Below are 23,453 nucleotides of genomic sequence, written 5' to 3'. Positions count from 1 at the left end.
CGTCTGTTAAATTAAAATCCATATTATTATTATACAATATATTAAAAAAATTGACAAACTTAAAAATTTTCAGTATAAACTCACGGTTTATTATAGAGAGACTGTCTCGGGAAAATAAAAATTGTTATAGGAATAAATGAACATAAAAATATTTTCTAATAAGTACATTATCAAACCTCAATAAATCCTATTAGTACGTATAATAACATAAAAAATATAAAAGTCAATATATTTAAACTAAAATTATATTTAATAATTAGCAAGATTCATAAATATATTATTATAATTAATACATACAAAACAAATCACAATAAATATTTTAATTAGTTTTAAATTTATTTTTTATTTATAGTATAAAATACAATCATCTACATTATTTTTTATAATTTTTAATCCTACTATGTTAAGCCATAAACTTAAAATACCTTGAACATTCATATAAAAAAATAGAAATATTAGACAAGCTTATACCATAAACATATCAATATATTTTATAACTATAATAAAATAATTTTAGAATACTAAATTTTGTATATTTTCTTTTTCTAATATTTCCTTAGTTTTACTTTTACAATATTTATACTTCTTACTAAATTTTATTATTTTATATCTGCTATTATTTTATGGTATATATTTTTTATTTTTATCATGATAATAACAAGTTCTAATAGTAATACTAAATACTATACCTTTTTATTTTATTAATAGTTTCTACTATGTTTCTTCGATTTATATTATATTGTTTCATATATTATTACTTTTATTTTAATAATTCAATTAAATAAAAACCTAACTTTTTAACAAAAAGTACGTTTATCTATATCTATTAAACACAGTTTTTAACAGCATTATATTGTTATTTTTTCTATTATAAGTTACTATTTAAACAATTTTATAAAAATGGTATATAAATGGTAAGTATAATAATCACAACTAAAAACTCAGAGAATTTTATTGCTGATTGTATAAATGCAGTAAAAAACTCAAATTATAAAGATACAGAAATAATATTGGTAGATAATAATTCAACTGACAAAACAGTAGAAATAGCAAAAGAATTAGGGGCTAAAACTTTCATAAAAGGTCCTGAACGTTCTGCTCAAAGGAATTATGGTGCTGAAATGTCAAGCGGAGAAATAATAGGTTTCTTAGATGTTGATATGACTTTGTCAGAAAATGTTATTACAGAATGCTTAGAAATTTTTGAAAATAATAAAGATGTGCAGGCTATATATATACCAGAAAAAATTTATGGAAATAGTTTTTTTAATAAGGTAAGAAGTTTTGAACGTTCTTTTTATGATGCAACAGTAATAGATGCAGTACGTTTTTTTAGAAAAGAAGCATTCATAAAAATAGGCGGTTTTGACTTAAATTTAAATGGTACAGAAGATTGGGACATAGACAGACGTATTAAAGAAATAGGAAAAGTTGACATAATAAAATCTCCTCTATATCATCATGAAAATCATACATTAAAACAATATATAGTAAAAAAAAGTTACTATGCTTCTAATTTTGAGAATTATTTCAAAAAATGGGGACATGATGAAACTACAAAAAAACAATTTGGAATGTTTTATCGTTATATAGGTGTATATGTAGAAAAAGGAAAATGGAAAAAACTATTATTACACCCTATTTATTCTTTTTCAATGTATTTTTTGAGATTTTTAATAGGTGTAGTTTATATATTATCTAAATTTAATATTTCAAAAAAAGAAAATGTATACAAGGATAAAAAATAAAATCAAAATTAATATTATTATTTTTATCTTAATAAAATACTAATTAAAATTCTATTATCCCATTAAATATTTGTTTCTCTCTCCATTTGATAAACTCATCAAAATTTGTTATATTATCCTTTAAAACTGCTTTATAATACTCTATTCCCATTATTTTCATGTTATCAGGAGTTTCATATTTAAGTTTTAATATTATATTACGTCTTTCCTCTGTTAGAGAGCTCATTATATTATAAGCTACTTTTTCAAAATATCCGTCATAATAAGAACCTTCTAATATATGTATAATATCTATCTGCCAAGTTTCAGTATCTTTATAATATAAATGCCATTCTATACAATGCTCATCTGTTTCTATTAAATTAGTATATGTTACATTATTTATTTTCTTATTAGATGATATTTTTGATATTGCATAAAAACTTTTTTCTATATCAAGTTCAGAAGTATATACATGAAAATCTATATCTTTATTTTTCATTAAAAGTCCCATTTTTAATGAACCTACTAAATTAACTCTTGCATCAATAGATTTAAAAGCATTTTCAATATCAAGTTCTTTTATAATATCAAATGCTTTTTTCTGATTATCATTAGCAAGTTTTATAATATTATCCATAAATACCTCATTAACTAATAAAATTATTTTTTATAAAAAAACAAAAAAGAAATGACCCGAAATTAAATGAGCCATTTCTTTATTATTCAATTAAATTATAATATATTATTTTGTACTAGGTCCGAATTTAAATCCTAATTGTAAACCAACATCAAAACTAGAATATGAAACCTCATCTATAAATAATCTATTTCCATCTATAGCTCCATCAATACTATATACATTAGGTTCTAGTCCGAAATCATAACCTAAATATAAACCTATATTAAATGCTGTTTTTTCTGTAAAGAATATAGAATAATCAAATGTTACTTTTAAATATGGTATAACAGGTTTTTCAAAAGTTCTTTTCATATAATCAGAATCAAGTTTTGTATCTACAGTTCCTGCATCTGTTTTAAGTTTATAATTTCCGGCTAAAGGAATTTTTATACTTCCGCCTATACCAATAGCAAAGTTTTTAATATTGAATTTAGGAAGAAGACCTAATTGTATACTATCAAAAGAATATGTATAAGAATTATTTTTTATAAGTTTACTTACATAAGAATAAGTATCATGGCTATAACCTACTTCACCGAGTATACTCAATCCCATACTATCAGTAAATTTGATCATATAACCAAGCTGTGCACTAACTCCTATATCGAAACCGATTCCGCTATTTCTTCCATATTTATTACGTAATGCTCCAGCCTGTAGTATATCTTCTCTTTCAGCCCAATCTGTTAAATCATAATCATAAACACCAACACTTATTCCAACAGGAACATTCAATATAAACTCAAAACCGCCTCCGATTGCAAATGATGTTGAAGCAACGGATACTAACATCAAAACAGAAAGTATTATTTTTTTCATAAGTCATTAACTCCAATAAAATAGTATTTTAATATATAGAAAACTTTAACATGTAAAAAATAATTTACAATATCAAAACATAATAATTCATAATATTTTTCGCTAAAATCATAAAAATTTATAAAAAAATAGCACTTTAACTGAACATTGTTCATTTTATACAAAATTTTTGCAATTTTTTAATTCAAAATTTAAACAATCATTTAAGTAAATTTTTAAAAAACAGATAGCTAAATAACTATATTTAGCTATAAAATAATTTTATATTTATTAGTTTTTAAATTTAAAAAAATTCAAAGTCATAAAAAATAATTTTATATTTTAGTTTCATTAAAATTTAAAAATATATAATAAAATATAATCCTTGACAATTTGCTATTTTGTTGTATAAACTTATCTTGCTTTATAAAAAATAATTAAGGAATAGAAATGAAAAAAGGTAAAAAATCTGAAATAAAAAAATTAAGAGTAAAAACACATAAAAACCTATTATTAGTAAAAAGTGACAGCGAAGAAGATCAAAAAAAATTAGAAATAATCAGAGATATACTTATAAACTCTGATAATAAAGATAAAGCTGACTTGCATAACTATTTTTTAAATAATAAAGGGGAAGCAATTTTCAAACATTTACCTTTTTTTGATATATATGAAAGACATTTCTCAAAATACAGAGGAAAAGACATAAATATGATGGAAATAGGAGTTGGAAGCGGCGGAGCTGTAAAGATGTGGAGAGAATATTTCAGAAATAATAATCCAGAAGCCAATGTTAATATATACGCTATAGATAAAAATCCGAAATGTAAGCAATTTGAACAGGAAAATATAAAAATATTCATAGGCTCTCAAGATGACAGAGAATTCTTAAAAGAAGTAAAAAGCCAAATTCCTAAATTGGATATTTTAATAGACGACGGCGGACATAGAATGAATCAGCAAATTACAACATTTGAAGAAATGTATGAACATGTAACAGATGATGGTATTTATTTATGCGAAGATGTTTATACTTCATATTGGCCTAATTTCGGAGGCGGATATAAAAATCCTAATTCATTTATAGAATATACAAAAAATTTGATAGATTCACTTAATGCATATTGGGCTACAGAAGAAGATGATTTATACCCAAATAATTTTACTGACTCAGCCTACTCTATTCATTACTATGACGGAATCGTTGTTATAGAAAAAAGAAAAAGAGATACAAGATACAATGATATATGTCAGCAGGCTATCATAGGAAAGACAAAAGAATAAAAACAGGCTTGACATAATAAAAAAAATCTCATATACTAAATAGTACAAAATCGGACTATAATTTATTAATGGGGTTAAATAAATGTTAGGCTATTTAAAAATAATTACTGTTTCAAAACTTAATATATTATTCTTTATATACAAATCACTTACAAAAGTATTCTAATTATTTTTTAATAAATCTATCAATTAAATCTATAAAAAACATTTTATAAAAATCTATATACTATCTATGGGGTGTATTATGCAGCTTAATAATAAAGTTTTAAAAGAAAACTCTAGCAAAAAAATCTTTATAAATTATGCAATTCCAAGTATGCTTGGAATGCTTATGGAAAGTTCAGCAGTATTTATAGACGGTTTATTCGTAGCAAATTTTATATCGTCAGAAGCATTTTCTGCAATAGGTATTGTTTGGCCAATAACAGCTTTATCATTTGCATTATACGTTATGCTTACATTAGGCTCTATTGCTATAGCGGGAAAATGCATAGGTGAAAATAATATGAGGCGTGCTAGTTTAATATTTACTCAAACTTTAATAACTGTTTTAACTTTAACTACTCCAGTACTTATATTAATTTATATATTTAGAGAAACATTGCTTCCATTATTCGGGGCACATGGAAACATATATAATTTTTCATTAGAATATATTAATGGTGTTATTGTAGCTGTATTCTTTTGGGGAATGGCTTATGTATTCAGTCAATTTATAAGGCTAAATGGTTCTCCAAAGTTTGCCTCATTAATGTTTATAACTTCATCTTTAATAAATATAATATTAGATGCTATATTCATAGTAGTATTAAAATTAGGTATTTCAGGTGCTGCTTGGGCTACAGCTTTTTCATATATTATTGCATTTGTAATAGGACTTTCATATTTCTTAAATCCTAAATGCAAAATAAAAATAATAAAAGTATATGGAGGCTGGAATTATATATTCAAAGCTATATTAAATGGTTTTTCAGAATTTCTAAGTAATATTTCTTCTGGTATAATACCTTGGCTATTTAATATAACAGCATACAAAATATTAGGAAACAATGGAATACTTATTTATTCTGCCGCAAATTATATAATTACATTTTTCATAATGATTGCAAGCGATATAGGAGAGATTTTATCATCTTTAATAAGTATTTCTTATGGGGCTAAAAATAAAAATAAGATGAAAGATTTTCTAAAAATGGGAATGATATTTGTTTCATCATTATCAATATCGGCTTCTATAATATTACTTATAAATCCAAGTATATTAGTTAATGCTTTATTAAAAAATATTGATTCAAAAACTTCTGAAGATGCTATGTTTTTTGTAAGGGCATCTATACCAATATTTATATGCGTTGGTATAAATATAATAATGAGTGCATATTATACTTCTATTCAAAAGGCTGGAGCATCTGCTTTGATTGCTGCTTTAAGAACTTTGATTTTACCTGTTTTACTAGTATTAACATTACCAAATATATTCGGATTTTTAGGTCTTGTTTTGGTTCTTCCTATAAGCGAGATTATAACATTAATTGTATCAATAGCCTTATACAAAAATAGAAGCATTGATGTTTTAATTAGAAATTAATTATTTTTAAGTCTATATAAATATATTTTATATAGACTTAATTTTTTAATTGGTAAACTAATAAAATAATATTGTATTTAATTACTTTATATATATAATAATATTATACTAAATATCTATGGAGCAATATAAATGTCAGAAATAACTATTAAAATTGATGATAAATTAAAAAATGAAGCTGATAAACTTTTTAATGATCTAGGTTTGGATTTTAATACTGCTATTAATATATTTTTGAGAACATCTATAAATACTCAATCTATTCCATTTAAAATAGAAAAAACTAAACAATTAGATATAAATGATAATGATGAAGATAATTTCTACAATGAAGAAAATATAAAATTTTTAAAAGAAGGATATTTAGAATTAAAATCTGGATTAGGACATAAAAGAGAGTTATTGAATGAATAAAATTTTTTATGATAAAGCTTGGGAAGATTATCTTTATTTTCAAAAGAATGACAAAAAAATATTACAAAAAATTAATGATCTTATAAAAGATATAGAAAGAAATGGTTTATTAATTGGTATAGGAAAACCAGAAAGATTAAAAGGTGAATTAAACGGATTGTATTCAAGACGGATAAATCATGAGCATAGATTAGTATACTATATTGAAGATAATAATTTATTTATAGTTGGATGTAAAACTCATTATAAAAATAATTAAAATATTTCATCATTTCAATAATAAAAATTACATAAGATTAAATACTTTAGAAAAAGCTTAGAAATTTCTTAATAAAAAACTCATTATAAAATTTGTATAATTAGTATTTGACTTTTTTGTCAATAGTAAATTACTTAAAATAAAAAACTTGACTTACATTAACAAACATAAGGCAAGTTTTTTATTACTATTTGTAATCCAAACAATTATATTTTTTAATCTCTTTCTCAACTTTTTCCCGCCGCATACGCTCTGCGGACTTCGTCAAAGTTGCTGCCGCAGGCACGCTTCGCGAAAGTGCAAGTGTATATCCAAATATTTAATAGATATGTATAAAATATAAAAATAGGGTTTTACCATACGTATACTATTCACGTTGATAAAACCCTAATTATAAAATACTATTTTTAATTATTAAAAATTATAGAGAAGATAAAACTTCCTCTATACCTTTTAATTTATCTTCAAACTCTTTTTTCTTTCTGTTTTCTGTGTCAATAGCTTCCTGTTTAGCTTTCTTCATAAAGTTTTCATTAGAAAGTTTTTTGTTTACAGCTTCTAAATCTTTTTTGTAGCCAGCTGCTTCTTTTTCTAATCTTTTCTTCTCTGCTTCTAAATCTATTATGCCGACAAGATTAACATTTATCTCACCGCCTTCAAATACTTTAACAAATGAACCTTTATTTCTCTCACTCTCTGCTGAAAAAACTATATTCAATGATTCTGTAAGTGAAAGTGCTGATATAATATCCTTATAGCTTTCTGCAGTATTTTTGAAATAATCTGAAGTATAACGAATTATTACATCAAGTTTTTTGTTTGGAGGCAAATTAAATGATGAACGTGAATTTCTTATTCCTGACACTATGTCCTGAATTAAGTTGAAATCTTTTTCTATATCTTCAAATATATATTTAGCATTAGATTTTGGATACTCTCTAATAATCAATGCTTTTGAATCAATATTATGCTTTGGTAAATTAGAGTAAATTTCTTCTGTTATGAATGGCATAAATGGGTGAATCATAGCCATTGATTCTTCAAGTACATATAAAAGAACTGCAATAGTTTTTTCTTTCTTGCTTTCATCTTTCAAATCAAATTTACTTATTTCTATGTACCAATCACAGAATTCATTCCAATAGAATTTATAAATTGTTTGAGAAGCCTCATCGAATCTGTACTCTTTTAATTTCTGAGTAGTTGATTCAATAGCTTTCTGAAGTCTTGATAATATCCATTTATCTTTATTTTCAAGAGTGTAGCTGTCTAAATCTTTTATATTTATATTATCATCAATATTTCCAAAAATATATTTAGCACTGTTGTAGATTTTATTAGCAAACTTTCCACCCATTTTGAAAAGTTCTCTGTCAAGCCAAATATCCTGACCGCCTAATGAAGTTATGAATGATAAAGTAAATCTGAAAGCATCAGCACCATGCTCATCAATGATTTCTATCGGGTCAATACCATTTCCTAAACTCTTAGACATTTTTCTTCCGATTTTATCTCTTATAAGGCCGTTAAGATAAACATCTTTGAAAGGTACATCATTCATAAAATGAGTTCCTGCCATAATCATTCTAGCAACCCAGAAGAATAATATATCATAACCTGTAACAAGTGCTGTAGTAGGATAGAAATATTCTAATTCTTCATTCTTCTCTGGCCATCCGAAAGTAGAGAAAGGCCATAACCAAGAAGAGAACCAAGTATCAAGTACATCTTCATCTTGATGAATATTTTTAGATTTACATTTACTACATTCTGTAACATCTGTTTTTGATACCATCATCTCGCCGCAATCATCACAGTACCAAACAGGAATTCTATGTCCCCACCATAATTGTCTGCTTATACACCAATCTCTAATATCAGTCATCCAGTGATTATAAGTATTAATCCATCTTTCCGGATAAATTTTTGTATTGCCGTCATTAACTGCCTTATATGCTTTTTCTGCTAAAGGCTTCATTTTTACAAACCATTGATCGCTGTAATATGGCTCTACAACATTATGACATCTGTAACAGTGTCCTACTTGGTGTTTAATATTATCCTTTCCAACGAATGCACCAATTTCCTCAAGTTCTTTTAAAATTAAAGCTCTAGCCTCTTTAACTGTTTTACCTTGATAATTAGCTGGAGTATTTTCATTAAATGTTCCGTCAGCATTAAGTATATTTATTATTTCTAAATTATGTCTTTGAGCTATAGCAAAGTCATTAGGGTCATGTGCAGGTGTAATTTTTAAAGCTCCTGTACCGAACTCTTTATCAACATAAGTATCTTTTACTAATCTTAATTTTCTGCCTACTATAGGAAGTATTAAAACATCTTGTTCTGTAAGATGTGCATATCTTTCATCTTCAGGGTGAACAGCAATAGCAACGTCGGCCAAAATAGTTTCTGGTCTTGTAGTAGCTATTTCAATGTACTCGTCCTTTCCTTCTATTTGGTATTTAACATGATATAAAGCACCTGCTACTTCTTCATGTTCTACTTCATCATTAGCTAAAGCAGTACCGCAGCTAGGACAATAGTTAATAAGATATTTTCCTCTATATATTAAACCTTGATTATAAAGCTCAACGAATACTTCTCTAACAGCATTGCTTAAACCTTCATCAAGAGTAAATCTTTCTCTATCCCAATCGCATGAACAGCCTATTTTTTCTAATTGTTTTATTATAGTAGAATGGTGATCATTAGCTACTTCCCAAGTTTTTTTAACAAATTCTTCTCTTCCTAAATCGTATTTATTTTTGCCTTCTGCTTTTAATCTTCTCTCTACTACGTTTTGAGTGGCGATACCAGCATGATCAGTACCAGGCATCCATAAAGTACATTTTCCAAGCATTCTATGGAATCTTATTAATATATCCTGAAGTGTATTATTAAGACCATGTCCCATATGAAGAACGCCTGTAACATTTGGAGGAGGTATGACTATAGAATATGGTTCTTTATTTTTATCCATAACAGCATGGAAAAAACCGCTTTCCTTCCAGAATTTATATAATTTGTCTTCAATATTTTTAGGGGTATATGACCCTTCTAAAGTATGTTTCATACTCTTTTTCCTCCAATATTTTATATATTATTTTTTTACATCTAATTTTTTTAATATTTCATTAAATTTATTTATTATATCATTTTTATAATGATTTTTTAATTCCAAATATTCTATATCTAATTTTGATAATTGCTTTTTATTTTGCTCACTTAAAGTATCGGCAACAAAAATATCAGAGTTACGAGCTATAACTGCATCAGCTGATTCTGGATTTCCTTTACCCATCAATTTTACTTCACATCTTAACCATTTATTATCTTTTGCCAAGATTTTAAAATCAACTTCTCTATCAAAATCCAAATTACCATCTTTTTTAAAAACTTCAGAATTAATACTACTCTTTTTTACATCGCATAATTCACATAATTTTAACATCAATGGTTTTTCTACTTTTTTACCAATTGAAGACCAAGCACCACCGCGTATAGCAATTTTTTTTGTAGCCAAAGCATTTATTACTAATAAACTTTCAGTTAATGATAATTCTACGGATACATTATTATATGTGATTTTTATCTGTACATATAATTTATCGTTATTATCTATACTTAATTCATCTATTAAAGATGTAAGATAATCAAAATTTGATTTTGATACATCTAACACAATTTCTTTTGTTGCACTTCCATGTATATTATTTATAGTTTTTTTATTCATACCAGCGTAAATAGCTATATCTTCAGTTTTCAAATCATCTCTAACTATAAAATATTTTTTATACCATTCTAAATCAATTGAATTACTATTCAATTTTGCTTCAACTATATCTTTAAAGAACTTTACAGAAAAATCAAAAAATTGAGCATTTATAGCATTTATTATTTCACTACGATAATCATCTCCATTAATAAGTTTTTCTACAGTATCATTTATTATCTTATCTTCAAATTTCATCATAAAAACCTCCATCTAATATGATATCATAATATTTTTTATTTATTTCACATAGTATTGGTAATCTTTCCATTTCTAAAGCAACTTTACCAAAGGTACCTATACCAGCAAATGGATCTAATACTGTATCATATTTAAAAGAATAATATGTTAAAATTTTTCTGCATAATTCTTCTGGAAAAACTGCAGGATGTGCTCTACTTGATTTTGGAGATATATACCAACAATTTGATGTATCAATAGGAATATTTTTATCATTTGCTAATGATTTACTATATTTTTTTATATTTTTATCTAATAAAAAATTAGAATTTTTGCGATATACCATAATGCTTTCATTTATACAATTGGGCTTATAAGATAAAGGCATTCTAGTTTGTTGATATCCTCCATTTCTATTCTTTACTGTAACTTCTGGTTTTATCCATTGTATTTCATCAACAAAATAAAAATTTGATTTTAATAATAAATTATGAAAATCAAAATGTATAGGATATCTAATACTTTCAAATTCTCTACCAACCCTTTTTGTTATAACAGGAGAAATATTAATTATTATGAATCTTCCGTCTTCTAAAACTCTATTACACTCATTTAATGTTAAAAACATTTTATTTAAATATTCTTTATATGATTTATAATTTGAATATTCTCTAGCATTATAATATGGTGGAGATGTAAATATAAGCTGTACTTCAGCATCTGGAATTTTTTTTATAGTATTTATATTATCTCCACATAACAAAGTAGGCTTGGTTATTTTTTTAATTCTATTTGTATTAGATGATAAAGATTTACTTTTATATTCATAATATTCTTTCATTTTTATTAAAACTTCATTATCAAAATAATTATAAATATCATCTCCTAATTTATAGAAGTCATAATTATTTTTTTGTTTATATAAACAAGTACGATACATCTGATATACCAATTCCATAATATTACAGGAATATACATTATTTTTTATAAAATTTAAAATTTTTTCATCGTTTTTCTGTCTACCTATAGAAGATACTATTTCTCTTTTTAATTCTATATTAAAATTATTAGAATTAAACATTGATATTAATAGATCTAAATTTTCATCTGATTTTTTTAAACCTAATTCTTTAATATCTGACAGTGTATATTTATTTTTTACTATAATACTATTAACCATAATTACCTTTAATTTTTTTATGGTAGTATTTTATACTATATAGAATATTTTTCAATTATTAATTTTTATATATTTAAATTATAAAATATTAAAATATAAAAAAGAGATGAGTATAATTTAATATATACACATCTCTTAAATTAATTGACAAAAATTATTTAATGATCACATCCGCAATTACAGCTGCCTACTTTTATATCACAATTCTTAGTATCTATATTAACAGACTCTTCCTTTTCACCTAAAGGATAAAGAAGTCTTAAAGCATTCAATACTACTATCATAGTAACACCTGTATCAGCGAAAATAGCAAGCCACATAGAAGCAAGTCCTAAAGCTCCTAAAATAATAGCTCCAAATTTTATTACTAATGCTAAAAGTATATTCTGTAATACTACAGTATGATTCTTTTTAGCTAATTTTATGGCAGTAGCAACTTTTGAAGGCTTATCGTCCATAATAACAACATCAGCATTTTCTATAGCAGCATCAGAACCAAGTCCTCCCATAGCTATACCTACATCAGCACGTGCCAAAGAAGGGGCATCATTTATACCATCGCCTACGAATATTGAAGCTTTAGAATCCTTCATCATTTCTTCTAATACATTTACTTTATCTTCAGGCAAACAGCCTCCTTTGAATGATTGTATATTCATTTCTTTTGCAAATGCTTCTACTCTGTTAACATTATCGCCGCTTATCAATGCAGTTTTTATGTTCATCGAATTCAATAAATCAATAGCTTCTTTTGTATCATCTTTCACACTGTCATCAATGAAAAATCCTCCAGCATATTTTGAATCTATAGCTATATGAACATTGATATTTTCTTTGATTTCTGATATTTCAATATTATTTTGTTTTAATAAATCAATTCCGCCTATCAATATATTTTTACTTTCAACTATTGATGAAGCACCTTTTCCGCTTATATCTTTATGGTTTGATATTAAACTATCATTTATAATGCCTTTATGATGATTTTTATAATGCTCAACTATTGATACTGCAATTGGGTGAGAAGAACCAGTTTCAGCATAAGCTGCATATTTTAATAAAGTTTCATCATCATATAGTCCTGTATTATGTATATCCCTTATAGAAAATTCTCCTTTTGTAAGGGTACCTGTTTTATCAAAAATAACTTTATCAACTTTAGCAAGCAAATCTAAAAATACTCCGCCTTTAACCATTATTCCAAATTTAGAAGCTCTTCCTATAGAAGCAAAGTATGTCAAAGGAATGCCAACCATAAATGCACAAGGACAAGATACTACTAATAAAGTTAAAGAACGCTGAAACCAATTACCAAAAACTTCTTTTCCATATATTAATGTTGGTATTACAGTAAGGAAAATTGCCCCAAACACAACTATAGGAGTATATACGCCGGCAAATTTACTAATAAATTGTTCAATATTAGCTTTTCTATTTTGTGAATCCTGAACAAGTTTTAATATTTTAGCTATAGATGATTCTCCGTAAGCTCTTATAACTTTTGCCTTTATAGTATTATCACCATTAATAGTACCAGCTAAAATTTCATCATTAATTTTAACACTTCTAGGCATACTCTCACCAGTTAAAGCTTTAGTATCAATCCAGCTTTCACCTTCATATATAATAGAATCAAGAGGTACTTTCTCAAAAGGATTTATTATTATATTATCATTAATATGTACTTCAGATATATCAACTTTTTCAACATTTCCGTTTTCTCTTATAATATTCGCAGAATCTGGTCTTATCGCCATTAATGCTGCTATTGTACGTTTAGATTTATCAACTGCCATATCTTCAAAGTATTCACCTACTCTATAAAACATAAGTACTGCTAATGCTTCAGGAAGTTCATGAAGTATAATAGCTCCGACTGTAGCAATACTCATAAGAAAACTTTCACGCATGAATTTTCCTTTAATAAAATCTATAGCCGCATTTTTGAATACATCTCTTCCTAAAATCAAATATGGTATAAAGAAAATAGCATACTCTATAGTTCCATGTATATTATTATGTAAACTATATAATAATACTAATACTATAAGTCCTAAAAAAATTTCTGATAAAAATAAAAGTCTTTCTTTATTCTTTAACATGTTCATACCCCCAAGTATAAATTTTTTCTATATGTTCATCATCTAATCTGTAAAATACATGAAGCCCGACTTTTCTTTTTTTCACTACCTTTGCCTGCCACAGCATCTTTAAATGCTGAGATACAGAAGGCTGTTTCATGTCGAGTAATGATGATAATTCATGCACACATAATTCTTTTTCGCTCAAAGCAGATATTATTTTCAATCTAGTAGGATCAGAAAATACAGAAAAGAAATCAGCTAAAAGTGAAAATTCCTCGTCATTTGGAAGTTTTGGAATGAGTGAAGATATATTTGCATCTGTAACATTAACTTCGCAATCATCATAATTGCTTGATTTATCAATTATATCTTCTTCAGAAATATCAATTTTATTATTTTTATTCATTTTAGCCCCTTATATAAGTATATTAGAATATTATAATATACTTATATAACGATTAAGTCAATAGTAATTACTAAATTTTTAAAAAAATTCAGCAAATATTAAAATAATATAGTAAATAAAAATAATAGAAAATTATTCATTTTTAATATATAATCTGTAATATTTTTCATTTTTTAACGAATTTGTAAATTTTACAAAAAAAATTAAATATTTTTAAAAGTTAACATAATGATTAATAAATAATAATTGAAGGATTTTTAGTTATGTATATTTTTAAAAAGCAGGATAAAGATTTCAGAAATCTTACAAATGAAGAAATAAATTTTTTAAAATCTCAAGGCTGTTCTTCTCAATCATGGGAAAAAATATTAATAAAAAATGTAGACTTAAGCAGAATAAAAGATGTTCAGTTTCATGGAAAAATAAAAATAAATGCACTTAATGGTATGGTAAGATATCATAATAAAGTTAAATTATTAGCTTCTATAAATAGAGCAACTTTAATAGATGTATATATTAATGGAAATGTTTATATAAATAATGTTGGAAGATTCATAGCAAATTACAAAATAGAAAGAGGTGTTATCATAGAAAATGCTGGTTCTATATATATGGAAGGAAAAAGCAGTTTTGGAAATGGAGTTGAAACTTCACCAATTATGGAAGGTAATGGCAGAAGCGTAAAAATATTTAATAGACTTAATTCTCATATAGCTTATTTAGTTGCAATATACAGACATGAAAAATTAATGCGAGAAAAAATTAATTCTATGATAGATGAATACACAAAACAGAAAACTAGAAAATTTGGAAAAATAAAAGAACATGCAAAAATCATAAATGCAAGACTAATCAAAAATTCTCTAATAGATCCTTATGCCACAATAGAAAATACTGATGAAATAAATAATACAACTGTAATAAGCACAAAAGAATGCCCTTCATATATAGGAACATCTGTTATATTAACAGATTCTATAGTACTTAAAGGGGCCCATATTGTTGATGGAACAGTTATTAAAAAAGCTTTTATAGGTGAAGGTGTTAAACTTGGAAGACAATTCTCATGTGAAGATTCACTTCTTTTTGCAAACTGTGAAGGAGAACATGGAGAAATGTTTTCAATATTTGCTGGTCCTTATACAGTTACACATCATAAAGCTACATTATTAATAGCAAGTCATTTTTCTTTCTTCAATGCGGGAAGCGGAACAAATCAAAGCAATCACATGTATAAATTAGGACCATACCATCATGGTTTTATGGAAAGAGGATGCAAAACTGGAAGTAACTCTTATATATTATGGCCTTCTCATATAGGATCTTTCTCTACTGTTATAGGTGCACATTATGATAATGTTGATACTTCTGATTTTCCTTTCTCATATATAACTGAACATGGATACCATCAAACAAGACTTATACCTGCTTTAAATTTATTCGGTGTAGGACTTTCAAGAGATGAAAACAAATGGAAAGATAGAGACAGAAGAAAGGGAGATAAAAAAGATTTAATTATATTTGATGTATTCAGTCCGTATACTGTTTCAAAAATGCTAAAATCAGAAACTATATTAAAAGAAATAAAAAAAGAAAATAATGACAACAATGAAAAATTTTTAACATATAAAAATATGATAATAAAAAAATCTTCATTAGATAAATATTCTAAAAGATACTCAATAGCAATAGATTTATATTTACATAATAAAATACTTTCATATATTAGCAATTCTACAAACATAGAGGAAATAATATCAAATCTACAATATGAAGAAAATAATATATTTGAAAATTGGGTTGATATTGGCGGTCTTATATGTGCTAAACAAAGAATAGATAATATTATTAAAGATTTAGAAGATAATAAAATAAATGATATAAAAACATTAACAGCAGAATTTGAAAAATTATATAATTTATATTCAGAAGATGAAAAATCTTGGGTTCTTAATATGGCAAAATCAAGATACAATATAAAATCAATTGATAAAAATACTATAAGTAATTTATTAGAAAAACATAAATCATTATTAGATGAAGCATACAATATATTTTATAAAGATGTTCAGAAAGAATATGATATATCAAAAATGGTTAGCTCTGGAATAGATGATAAAACTATGATGGAAAAAGATTTTGAGGCTGTAAGAGGAACTGTTAATGATAATGCTTTCGTTATAAAATATAAAAAAGATATGGAAAACAAAATAAATGATATTAATAAAATCATTTCTATATTATAATACTTAAATAATAAATTTGGGAGTTGTTATGTTAATATATTCATTATCAATAAAATTAGAAAAAGGATTTGAAGATATAATAGAAGCTGTTATAGAAAACGGTACATTAAATATATTAGGATTTAATATAGAATTTCCTATAAATGAACCTGAATATACTATAGTTAATATATATAATGAAAATGAAGATATATTAAAATATAATCTAAATATAATAGAAGAAAGCATAAAAAACATAGTACATTATAGTTATACTACAAAACAATTAAGATCTGAAGAATATTTAACTTCATACATAGAATTTTTAAAACCATTCAATGTAGGAAATATCACTATTGTTCCAAACCTTAAAGACAATAATAATGATGAAAAAATAGAAAATCCTCTTTATATATCAAAACAATATGCATTCGGTACAGGCACTCATGAAACTACATATCTAGCACTAGAAATGATTAATGAATATGCGAATAATAATGATATAGTTTCTAAAAATATAGTTGATATAGGATGCGGAAGCGGAATATTATCATTATTTGCCCATAAACTTGGAGGAAAAAATATCACTTCTGTAGATATTGATAATGATGCTGTTAATTGTACTCTTGATAATGCTTCTTATAATGACATAAAATTGGATAATGTTATGCTTGGAAGTGCTAAAGATTTGATCAACATGAAATTAAAATTTGATTTAGTTATTGCCAATATAGAAACTGATATTTTAATAGAAATACTTCCGGATTTAAAAGCACTTTTAAAACCTGATTCTACATTAATATTATCTGGTATTTTATTAGAAAAAGAATCATTTATGAAAAATGCTATAAGAGAAAATAATCTTAATATAATTTTAAGAAAATCAAAAAATGATTGGGTATCTTTGATGCTTAATGATTAAAATAAAAATACAAAACGGAGATAATTATGCAGTTAATAGATTTAGTACAAAATGCAAAAGAAGCTACATATACATTACAATCACTTAGTACCGAAATAAAAAATAATGCTTTACTTGAAATAGCAAAAAAAATAGAAGAAAATAAAAATAAAATATTTGAAGCTAATAAAAAAGATTTGGAATATGCTCAAAAACTTCTTGATGAAAATAAAATTTCAAAATCTATGTTTAACAGATTAAAACTAGATGAAAATAAATTAATAGATGTTGTTTCTGGAATTAGAGATGTTGTTAAATTGGAAGACCCTATTAATAAAGTATTATTAGAAACTGAACTTGATGACAATTTAGTATTAAAAAAAATATCCTGCCCTATTGGACTTATTGCTGTAATATTTGAGGCTCGTCCTGATGTAATATCTCAAATATCTTCTTTATGTATAAAATCATCTAATGCCGTTATACTTAAAGGCGGAAGCGAAGGAGAAAACACTAATAAAGCAATATTCAGTATAATAGAAGAAACTCTAAACAATATAAAAGAATTTCCAAAGAATTCTGTTAATTTAGTATTCACCAGAGAGGATATAAAAGAATTATTATCAATGGATAAATATATTGATTTAATAATACCAAGGGGAGGAAACAGTTTAGTACAGTATATAAAATCAAATACAAATATACCAGTATTAGGACATGCTGATGGTATATGTCATTTATATATAGATGAATCTGCTGATCAGGAAAAGGCATTAAAAATATGTTTAGATTCAAAGGCTCAATATCCAAGTGCCTGCAATGCTGTTGAAACTATACTTATCAATAAAAATATAGCTTCAGAATACTTGCCAAAACTTTATAATTTATTCAAAGAAAATGAAATAAAAATGAACGGCGATACTGAAGTAAAAAAAATATTAACTTCATCTGATATAGGCGAAGTGAAAGAATGGCATTTTGAATATGGCGACAAAGAAGTATCATTAAAAATAGTATCAGACACAGAAGAAGCATACAATCATATTAACAAATACGGTTCTCATCATACAGACTCAATAATATCAGAAAATAAAGACAATATAGAAAAGTTTATGACATTCGTTGATTCTGCTAATGTATACTGCAATGCTTCAACAAGATTTTCAGACGGATTCAGATATGGTTTCGGTGCTGAAGTAGGAATTTCAACAAACAAAACTCATGCAAGAGGCCCTGTAGGTTTGGAAGGTTTAACTATATACAAATACAAAATTTTTGGCAACTATCAAATCGTTAATGACTATGTTACTCATAAAGCAAGTTTTAAACATAAAAGAATAAAATAAAAAATAATATAAATAACAACAATAAAGCTGATAGCTGAAAATTCGGTTGTCAGCTTTTTTATTAAGTACATATCTAGTAATAATAAAAAACTTTACATTTATAATTAATTTAGTATAATAAACTTATGAAAGATTTAGAGAAATTAAAACAAATACTAAATGAAACAGTTACAATAAATAATTTAAATAGAATTAATGACTATTTTATACGCTATTTATTTTCACATGAAGGCAATGAAAATATAGCTTTAAATTTCATTAATGCTGTATTTAAAGATTTAGACTTTGAAACTTTTAATAAAATTAAGATTTTAAATCCATCGCCGAAGGCGGGCAGTCGCCTTAATATAGCAGAAAATTATGATGAAAAAGAGTCTATAGTTGATATTAAAGCTACTACAGAAACAGGAATAACTGTATTAATAGAAATTCAAGCTAGAGGAAATGAAGATTTTATAAAAAGAGCTTTATATTATTGGGCTTATAATTACAGCAGCAGTTTAAATAGATGTTCATTTTATGATGAATTGAAACCAACTGTAAGTATCAATATTACAAACTTTATACTAACAGATGAGAATAAAGTACATAATTGCTATGTTTTAAAAGAATTAAATAATAATAAAATTTTAACAGATCATTGTCAATTACATTTTGTTGAGCTTCCTAAATTCAATTTAAAAAATATTTCTGCAATAGAAAGTTTAGATAATATACATAAAGAATTCATTTCTTGGGTAAAATTCTTTTATATAAAAAATTATGAGTGTCTAGTAAATTTATTTACTAGACTCAAAAAGCGAATAATTTTTTATTTATAAATTGGAGAGAATATGTCAAATTTAATAAAAGAAAATACTATCTTTGAAGAAGTAGAAAAAAAATGCCATACTTTCGTCAATAATACTCCTGTAATGGATAAATATAAAAAACGTGAAATAGATGCATATTTCTTTGATAAAAGTATAGAATTAGATTTAAAAAAAGCAAAAGAAGAAGGCATAGAACAAGGCATAGAGAAAGGCGAAAAAAATAAAGCAATATCTATGGCTAAAAATATGAAATCTAGAGATATGGATTTAAATCTTATCAGTGAATTAACAGGCTTGAGTATAAAAGAAATAGAAGAACTATAATAAAGTTATAAAAAAGGCAAGAAATTTTTTATTAAAGCTCCTCCTTTTTATTTAACATTATTATTTAATTAACATTTAACATATAAAAAATAAATATATTTTCTTTTAGGATATACATATTTAACTTGAAAATATGATTATACTCCTCAATTTCTAAATCTTTGACATAAGAATTTTCATACTTTTTAAATTTACCAATCCTATTATAAGAATCTACAAACCACTCAAAGATATAAGAATCATTAAAAATACATTCTACAGTTTCATTTAAATATTTTATAGATTCTTCATAATTGACATTTTTATTATAAGATCTTCTAAACAAGACCAACTATTAACATCATTAGGATCTAATTCTACTGCCTTATTGAAACATCGCATAGCATCTTTATAGTCGCCATTTTGATTATAAGAAGTAGCTAACCAACTCCAATTAGTTTGGTTATTAGGATTTAATGCTACCCCTTTTTCACCTGCTTCTATAGATTTTATATATTCGCCATTCCTATTATAACTCCTACATAACCAATTCCAACTATTTGCATCATCAGGATCTAATTCTATTGCCTTATTTAAACATCGTATAGCTTCCTCATAATTGCCATTCTGATTATAAGAAGTACCTAACCAATACCAATTACTAGCATTTTCTGGATTTAATACTACTCCTTTTTCGCCTGCTTCTATAGATTTTATATATACGCCATTCTTATTATAACTATCACATAACCAACTCCAACTACTCGCATCATCAGGATTTAATTCTACTGCCTTATTCAAACATCGTATAGCTTCCTCATAATTACCATTCTGATTATAAGAAGTACCTAACCAATGCCAATTAGATTGATTATTAGGATTTAATGCTACTCCTTTTTCGCCTGCTTCTATAGATTTTACATATTCGCCATTCCTATTATAGCATTCACATAACCAATTCCAACTACTCGAATCATTAGGGTTTAATTCTACTGCCTTATTCAAACATCGTATAGCTTCCTCATAATCGCCATTCTGATTATAAGAAGTACCTAACCAATGCCAATTACTAGCATTTTCTGGATTTAATGATAATCCTTTTTCACCTGCTTCTATAGATTTTACATATTCCCAATTCCTATTATAGCACTCACATAACCAACTCCAACTACTCGCATCATCAGGATTTAATTCTACGGCCTTATTCAAACATCGTATAGCTTCCTCATAATCGCCATTCTGATTATAAGAAGTACCTAACCAATGCCAATTACCAGCATTTTCTGGATTTAATTCTACGGCCTTACTTAAACATTTTATAGATTCCTCATAATTACAATTCTGATTATAAGAAGTACCTAACCAATGCCAATTACTAGCATTTTCTGGATTTAATTCTACGGCCTTACTTAAACATTTTATAGATTCCTCATAATTACCATACTGATTATAAGAAATACCTAACCTATACCAATTCAAATAATCATTAGGGTTCAATTCTACTGCCTTACTTAAACATCGTATAGATTCTTCATAATTACAATTCTGATTATAAGAAGTACCTAACCAATACCAATTTAAATAATCATTAGGGTTCAATTCTACTGCATTACTTAAACATTTTATAGATTCCTCATAATTACCATACTGATTATAAGAAATACCTAACCAATACCAATTCAAATAATCATTAGGATTTAATTCTATTGCCTTACTTAAACATCGTATGGCTTCTTCATAATTACCATTCTGGTTATAAGAAGTACCTAACCAATGCCAATTACTAGCATTTTTTGGATTTAATGCTACAGCCTTACTTAAACATTTTATAGATTCTTCATAATCACCATCTTCATAATATGATTTACCTTGTTCAAATAAATCATTTATATTTTCTTCATTAGAACTATTTAAAATAGCATCATCAACATTTTTTCTATCCAATATCAAACAACTGTCCAAAATATTTTTTGATATTCCTTTTCTATCTTTTATATAATACTCAAATTCTTTTGCTCTTTTATCTGATAACCCATACTTGATCTTTCTTTTATTCAATAATTTTCTTCCGCTTTCATCTATAGTTCCGTCTTCAAGCATATCTTCCAAAAGTCCATAATATTCTTTTTCGCCTTCTGTATTAAATTTAGGTTTATTTTTATTTTTCATTTCTTGTAATGCAAAATCTTCTATCTCTTTTGCTCTTTCATCTGATATGCCGTATTTCGATTTTCTTTTATTTAATAAAGCTCTTTCACTTTCTTCTATAGTACCATCATCTAACATATCTATTATAAGTTCATAATAATCTTGTTCTTGATGTGTAAAATTCATAATTATACTCTTTTTTAATTATAATTGCTTGAAATACTAAAATAAAGACATTAATATATTAAGCATTTTCAAAAATTTAGTTTTTTATTGAAAAAATAATTAATAAAGTTTGTCAAAATTTTTATTTGATTTTTTAACATAAAATAAACCTTAAATTAATATTTCATGAAATTAGTATATATAATAATACTTGTCTGTCAATATTACATATTTAATGTATATAAAATAAAAACAAGAGGTTTATTCCCCTTGTTTTTGTTATAAAATAAATAAAATATTTTAATAAAAATAGTTTTTAATTTGCAGCAACCTTAAAAACTAAAACAGCCAAAAGAACTATTATTACAATTCCTATTCCTCCAATTATAAGAAGCCCCCATTTTATATATTTAATTAATTTTGATAATGAACTATTTGAATCAACTACACCATTTTGTACACCATTAAGAGCACCCACAATCAATAATAAAGCGTCTTCAAACCAACCAACAACAGGCAAAACATCAGGAACTAAATCCACTGGTGAAACAGTATAGACAATAGCTAATATTAAAGGTATCCAAGGCATTATTCCAGATTGTGCTGGTTTTGACGGCTGACTGGAATTATCATTGTAGTTATTATATTCACTCATAAAAAAACTCCTATTTTATATTATTAATAAAAATGAAAACAATTGTTCAATGAATACAAATTTAACAAAAATAAAATTACATATATTCTAAACACAATTAAATTTACCACAGTATTATACAATATAATAATTATTTATCAATATTTATTATAATATACAACAATAAAAAAAGTACATATCAAAAGCCTTATTAAAGCTGATAATATGTACTTAAATATCTTTATTAAATTATTTATTAATTATATTTTTCGTAATAGTAAATTTTACTAGAATCAGCACCATAACTTATTTCACATTCTGTTTCACTTTTAAAATAAAATATTATGCTTCCTATCACTGGAAGATTAGGTATAACTAATTCATAATATCTTTTTTCATCATATTTATCATTCTCCCAATTCTGAATATAATGAGTGCTAGATGAACCATCTTTATTATAAAAAGTTAAGGGGCTGTCCTAGATAACTTAAATTTGTTAAAATTTAAGTATGAAACGAAGTAAATTAAGTAAAGATAAACAA

The 23,453-nt window shown here is 25.4% G+C and carries 17 protein-coding genes and 1 pseudogene; 9 read left to right on the top strand and 9 right to left on the bottom strand.

Translation table 11 applies throughout. The annotated features are described in order from the left end of the window. Positions 1 to 911: 911 nt before the first annotated feature. Entirely contained in the window at positions 912 to 1,748 is an 837-nt protein-coding gene (locus Q0K52_RS10745) for a glycosyltransferase family 2 protein (RefSeq protein WP_297299271.1), read from the top strand. 43 nt (positions 1,749 to 1,791) lie between these two features. Here Q0K52_RS10745 and Q0K52_RS10740 read toward each other — a convergent pair whose 3' ends face one another. Next, complete coding sequence (locus Q0K52_RS10740; protein WP_297299269.1) at positions 1,792 to 2,367, bottom strand: phosphoglycerate mutase family protein; 576 nt, start codon at positions 2,365 to 2,367, stop codon at positions 1,792 to 1,794. A gap of 105 nt (positions 2,368 to 2,472) precedes the next feature. Continuing rightward, on the bottom strand, positions 2,473 to 3,228 hold the full coding sequence (locus Q0K52_RS10735; RefSeq protein ID WP_297299268.1) for a hypothetical protein: 756 nt from the start codon (positions 3,226 to 3,228) through the stop codon (positions 2,473 to 2,475). Between the two features lie 429 nt (positions 3,229 to 3,657). On the opposite strand from Q0K52_RS10735, the gene Q0K52_RS10730 reads away from it, so the two are divergent. From Q0K52_RS10730 to Q0K52_RS10715, 4 genes are all read left to right on the top strand, one after another. Further along, positions 3,658 to 4,491 carry a class I SAM-dependent methyltransferase gene (locus tag Q0K52_RS10730; RefSeq protein WP_297299266.1) on the top strand — a complete coding sequence of 278 codons (834 nt, stop codon included), beginning with the start codon at positions 3,658 to 3,660 and terminating at the stop codon, positions 4,489 to 4,491. A 244-nt stretch (positions 4,492 to 4,735) separates the two neighbouring features. After that, the gene (locus tag Q0K52_RS10725; protein ID WP_297299264.1) at positions 4,736 to 6,079 is read left to right on the top strand and encodes an MATE family efflux transporter; all 1,344 of its coding nucleotides are present in this window, start codon (positions 4,736 to 4,738) and stop codon (positions 6,077 to 6,079) included. 132 nt (positions 6,080 to 6,211) lie between these two features. Then, positions 6,212 to 6,493: a type II toxin-antitoxin system RelB/DinJ family antitoxin gene (locus Q0K52_RS10720; protein WP_297299262.1), complete on the top strand. Its 282-nt coding sequence runs from the start codon at positions 6,212 to 6,214 to the stop codon at positions 6,491 to 6,493. Next, positions 6,486 to 6,752 (top strand): Txe/YoeB family addiction module toxin, encoded by a 267-nt coding sequence (locus Q0K52_RS10715; RefSeq protein WP_048594020.1) that lies wholly within the window; start codon positions 6,486 to 6,488, stop codon positions 6,750 to 6,752. Before Q0K52_RS10720 ends, Q0K52_RS10715 begins: the two co-directional genes overlap by 8 nt. Before the next feature lie 421 nt (positions 6,753 to 7,173). On the opposite strand, the gene Q0K52_RS10710 is transcribed toward Q0K52_RS10715, so the two are convergent. The 5 genes from Q0K52_RS10710 to Q0K52_RS10690 all read right to left on the bottom strand — a co-directional run bounded on the left by Q0K52_RS10710 (position 7,174) and on the right by Q0K52_RS10690 (position 14,377). Next, positions 7,174 to 9,828: a valine--tRNA ligase gene (locus Q0K52_RS10710; RefSeq protein WP_297299259.1), complete on the bottom strand. Its 2,655-nt coding sequence runs from the start codon at positions 9,826 to 9,828 to the stop codon at positions 7,174 to 7,176. Between the two features lie 27 nt (positions 9,829 to 9,855). Further along, on the bottom strand, positions 9,856 to 10,728 hold the full coding sequence (locus Q0K52_RS10705; RefSeq protein ID WP_297299257.1) for a CfrBI family restriction endonuclease: 873 nt from the start codon (positions 10,726 to 10,728) through the stop codon (positions 9,856 to 9,858). Continuing rightward, the gene (locus Q0K52_RS10700) at positions 10,715 to 11,887 is read right to left on the bottom strand and encodes a site-specific DNA-methyltransferase (protein ID WP_297277735.1); all 1,173 of its coding nucleotides are present in this window, start codon (positions 11,885 to 11,887) and stop codon (positions 10,715 to 10,717) included. The genes Q0K52_RS10705 and Q0K52_RS10700 overlap by 14 nt, the downstream gene beginning before the upstream one ends. 158 nt (positions 11,888 to 12,045) lie before the next feature. Beyond that, positions 12,046 to 13,989 carry a heavy metal translocating P-type ATPase gene (locus Q0K52_RS10695; protein WP_297299256.1) on the bottom strand — a complete coding sequence of 648 codons (1,944 nt, stop codon included), beginning with the start codon at positions 13,987 to 13,989 and terminating at the stop codon, positions 12,046 to 12,048. Further along, a complete protein-coding gene (locus Q0K52_RS10690) occupies positions 13,976 to 14,377 on the bottom strand; it encodes a helix-turn-helix transcriptional regulator (RefSeq protein ID WP_297299253.1) in 402 nt (133 codons plus the stop codon). Before Q0K52_RS10690 ends, Q0K52_RS10695 begins: the two co-directional genes overlap by 14 nt. A gap of 263 nt (positions 14,378 to 14,640) precedes the next feature. Between Q0K52_RS10690 and Q0K52_RS10685 the strand changes: the two genes are divergently transcribed. From Q0K52_RS10685 to Q0K52_RS10670, 4 genes and pseudogenes are all read left to right on the top strand, one after another. After that, positions 14,641 to 16,623, top strand: a complete 1,983-nt coding sequence (locus Q0K52_RS10685) for a DUF4954 family protein (protein ID WP_297299251.1) — start codon at positions 14,641 to 14,643, stop codon at positions 16,621 to 16,623. A gap of 28 nt (positions 16,624 to 16,651) precedes the next feature. After that, on the top strand, positions 16,652 to 17,524 hold the full coding sequence (locus tag Q0K52_RS10680; protein WP_297299249.1) for a 50S ribosomal protein L11 methyltransferase: 873 nt from the start codon (positions 16,652 to 16,654) through the stop codon (positions 17,522 to 17,524). A gap of 26 nt (positions 17,525 to 17,550) precedes the next feature. Continuing rightward, positions 17,551 to 18,849 (top strand): glutamate-5-semialdehyde dehydrogenase, encoded by a 1,299-nt coding sequence (locus tag Q0K52_RS10675; RefSeq protein WP_297299247.1) that lies wholly within the window; start codon positions 17,551 to 17,553, stop codon positions 18,847 to 18,849. A 125-nt stretch (positions 18,850 to 18,974) separates the two neighbouring features. Then, positions 18,975 to 19,985, top strand: a pseudogene (locus Q0K52_RS10670) (Rpn family recombination-promoting nuclease/putative transposase). A 276-nt stretch (positions 19,986 to 20,261) separates the two neighbouring features. Here the strand turns inward: Q0K52_RS10670 and Q0K52_RS10665 are convergent. Together Q0K52_RS10665 and Q0K52_RS10660 are read right to left on the bottom strand one after the other, a co-directional pair. After that, positions 20,262 to 22,298, bottom strand: a complete 2,037-nt coding sequence (locus Q0K52_RS10665) for a tetratricopeptide repeat protein (protein ID WP_297299246.1) — start codon at positions 22,296 to 22,298, stop codon at positions 20,262 to 20,264. A 295-nt stretch (positions 22,299 to 22,593) separates the two neighbouring features. Further along, positions 22,594 to 22,932 carry a DUF1232 domain-containing protein gene (locus Q0K52_RS10660; protein WP_297299244.1) on the bottom strand — a complete coding sequence of 113 codons (339 nt, stop codon included), beginning with the start codon at positions 22,930 to 22,932 and terminating at the stop codon, positions 22,594 to 22,596. Positions 22,933 to 23,453 lie beyond the last annotated feature (521 nt).

This window comes from uncultured Brachyspira sp. (assembly GCF_944390845.1).
Lineage (GTDB): Bacteria > Spirochaetota > Brachyspiria > Brachyspirales > Brachyspiraceae > Brachyspira > Brachyspira pulli.
The sequence above is the reverse complement of the archived record's forward strand: the minus strand, read 5'-3'. Positions and strand labels throughout refer to the sequence as shown.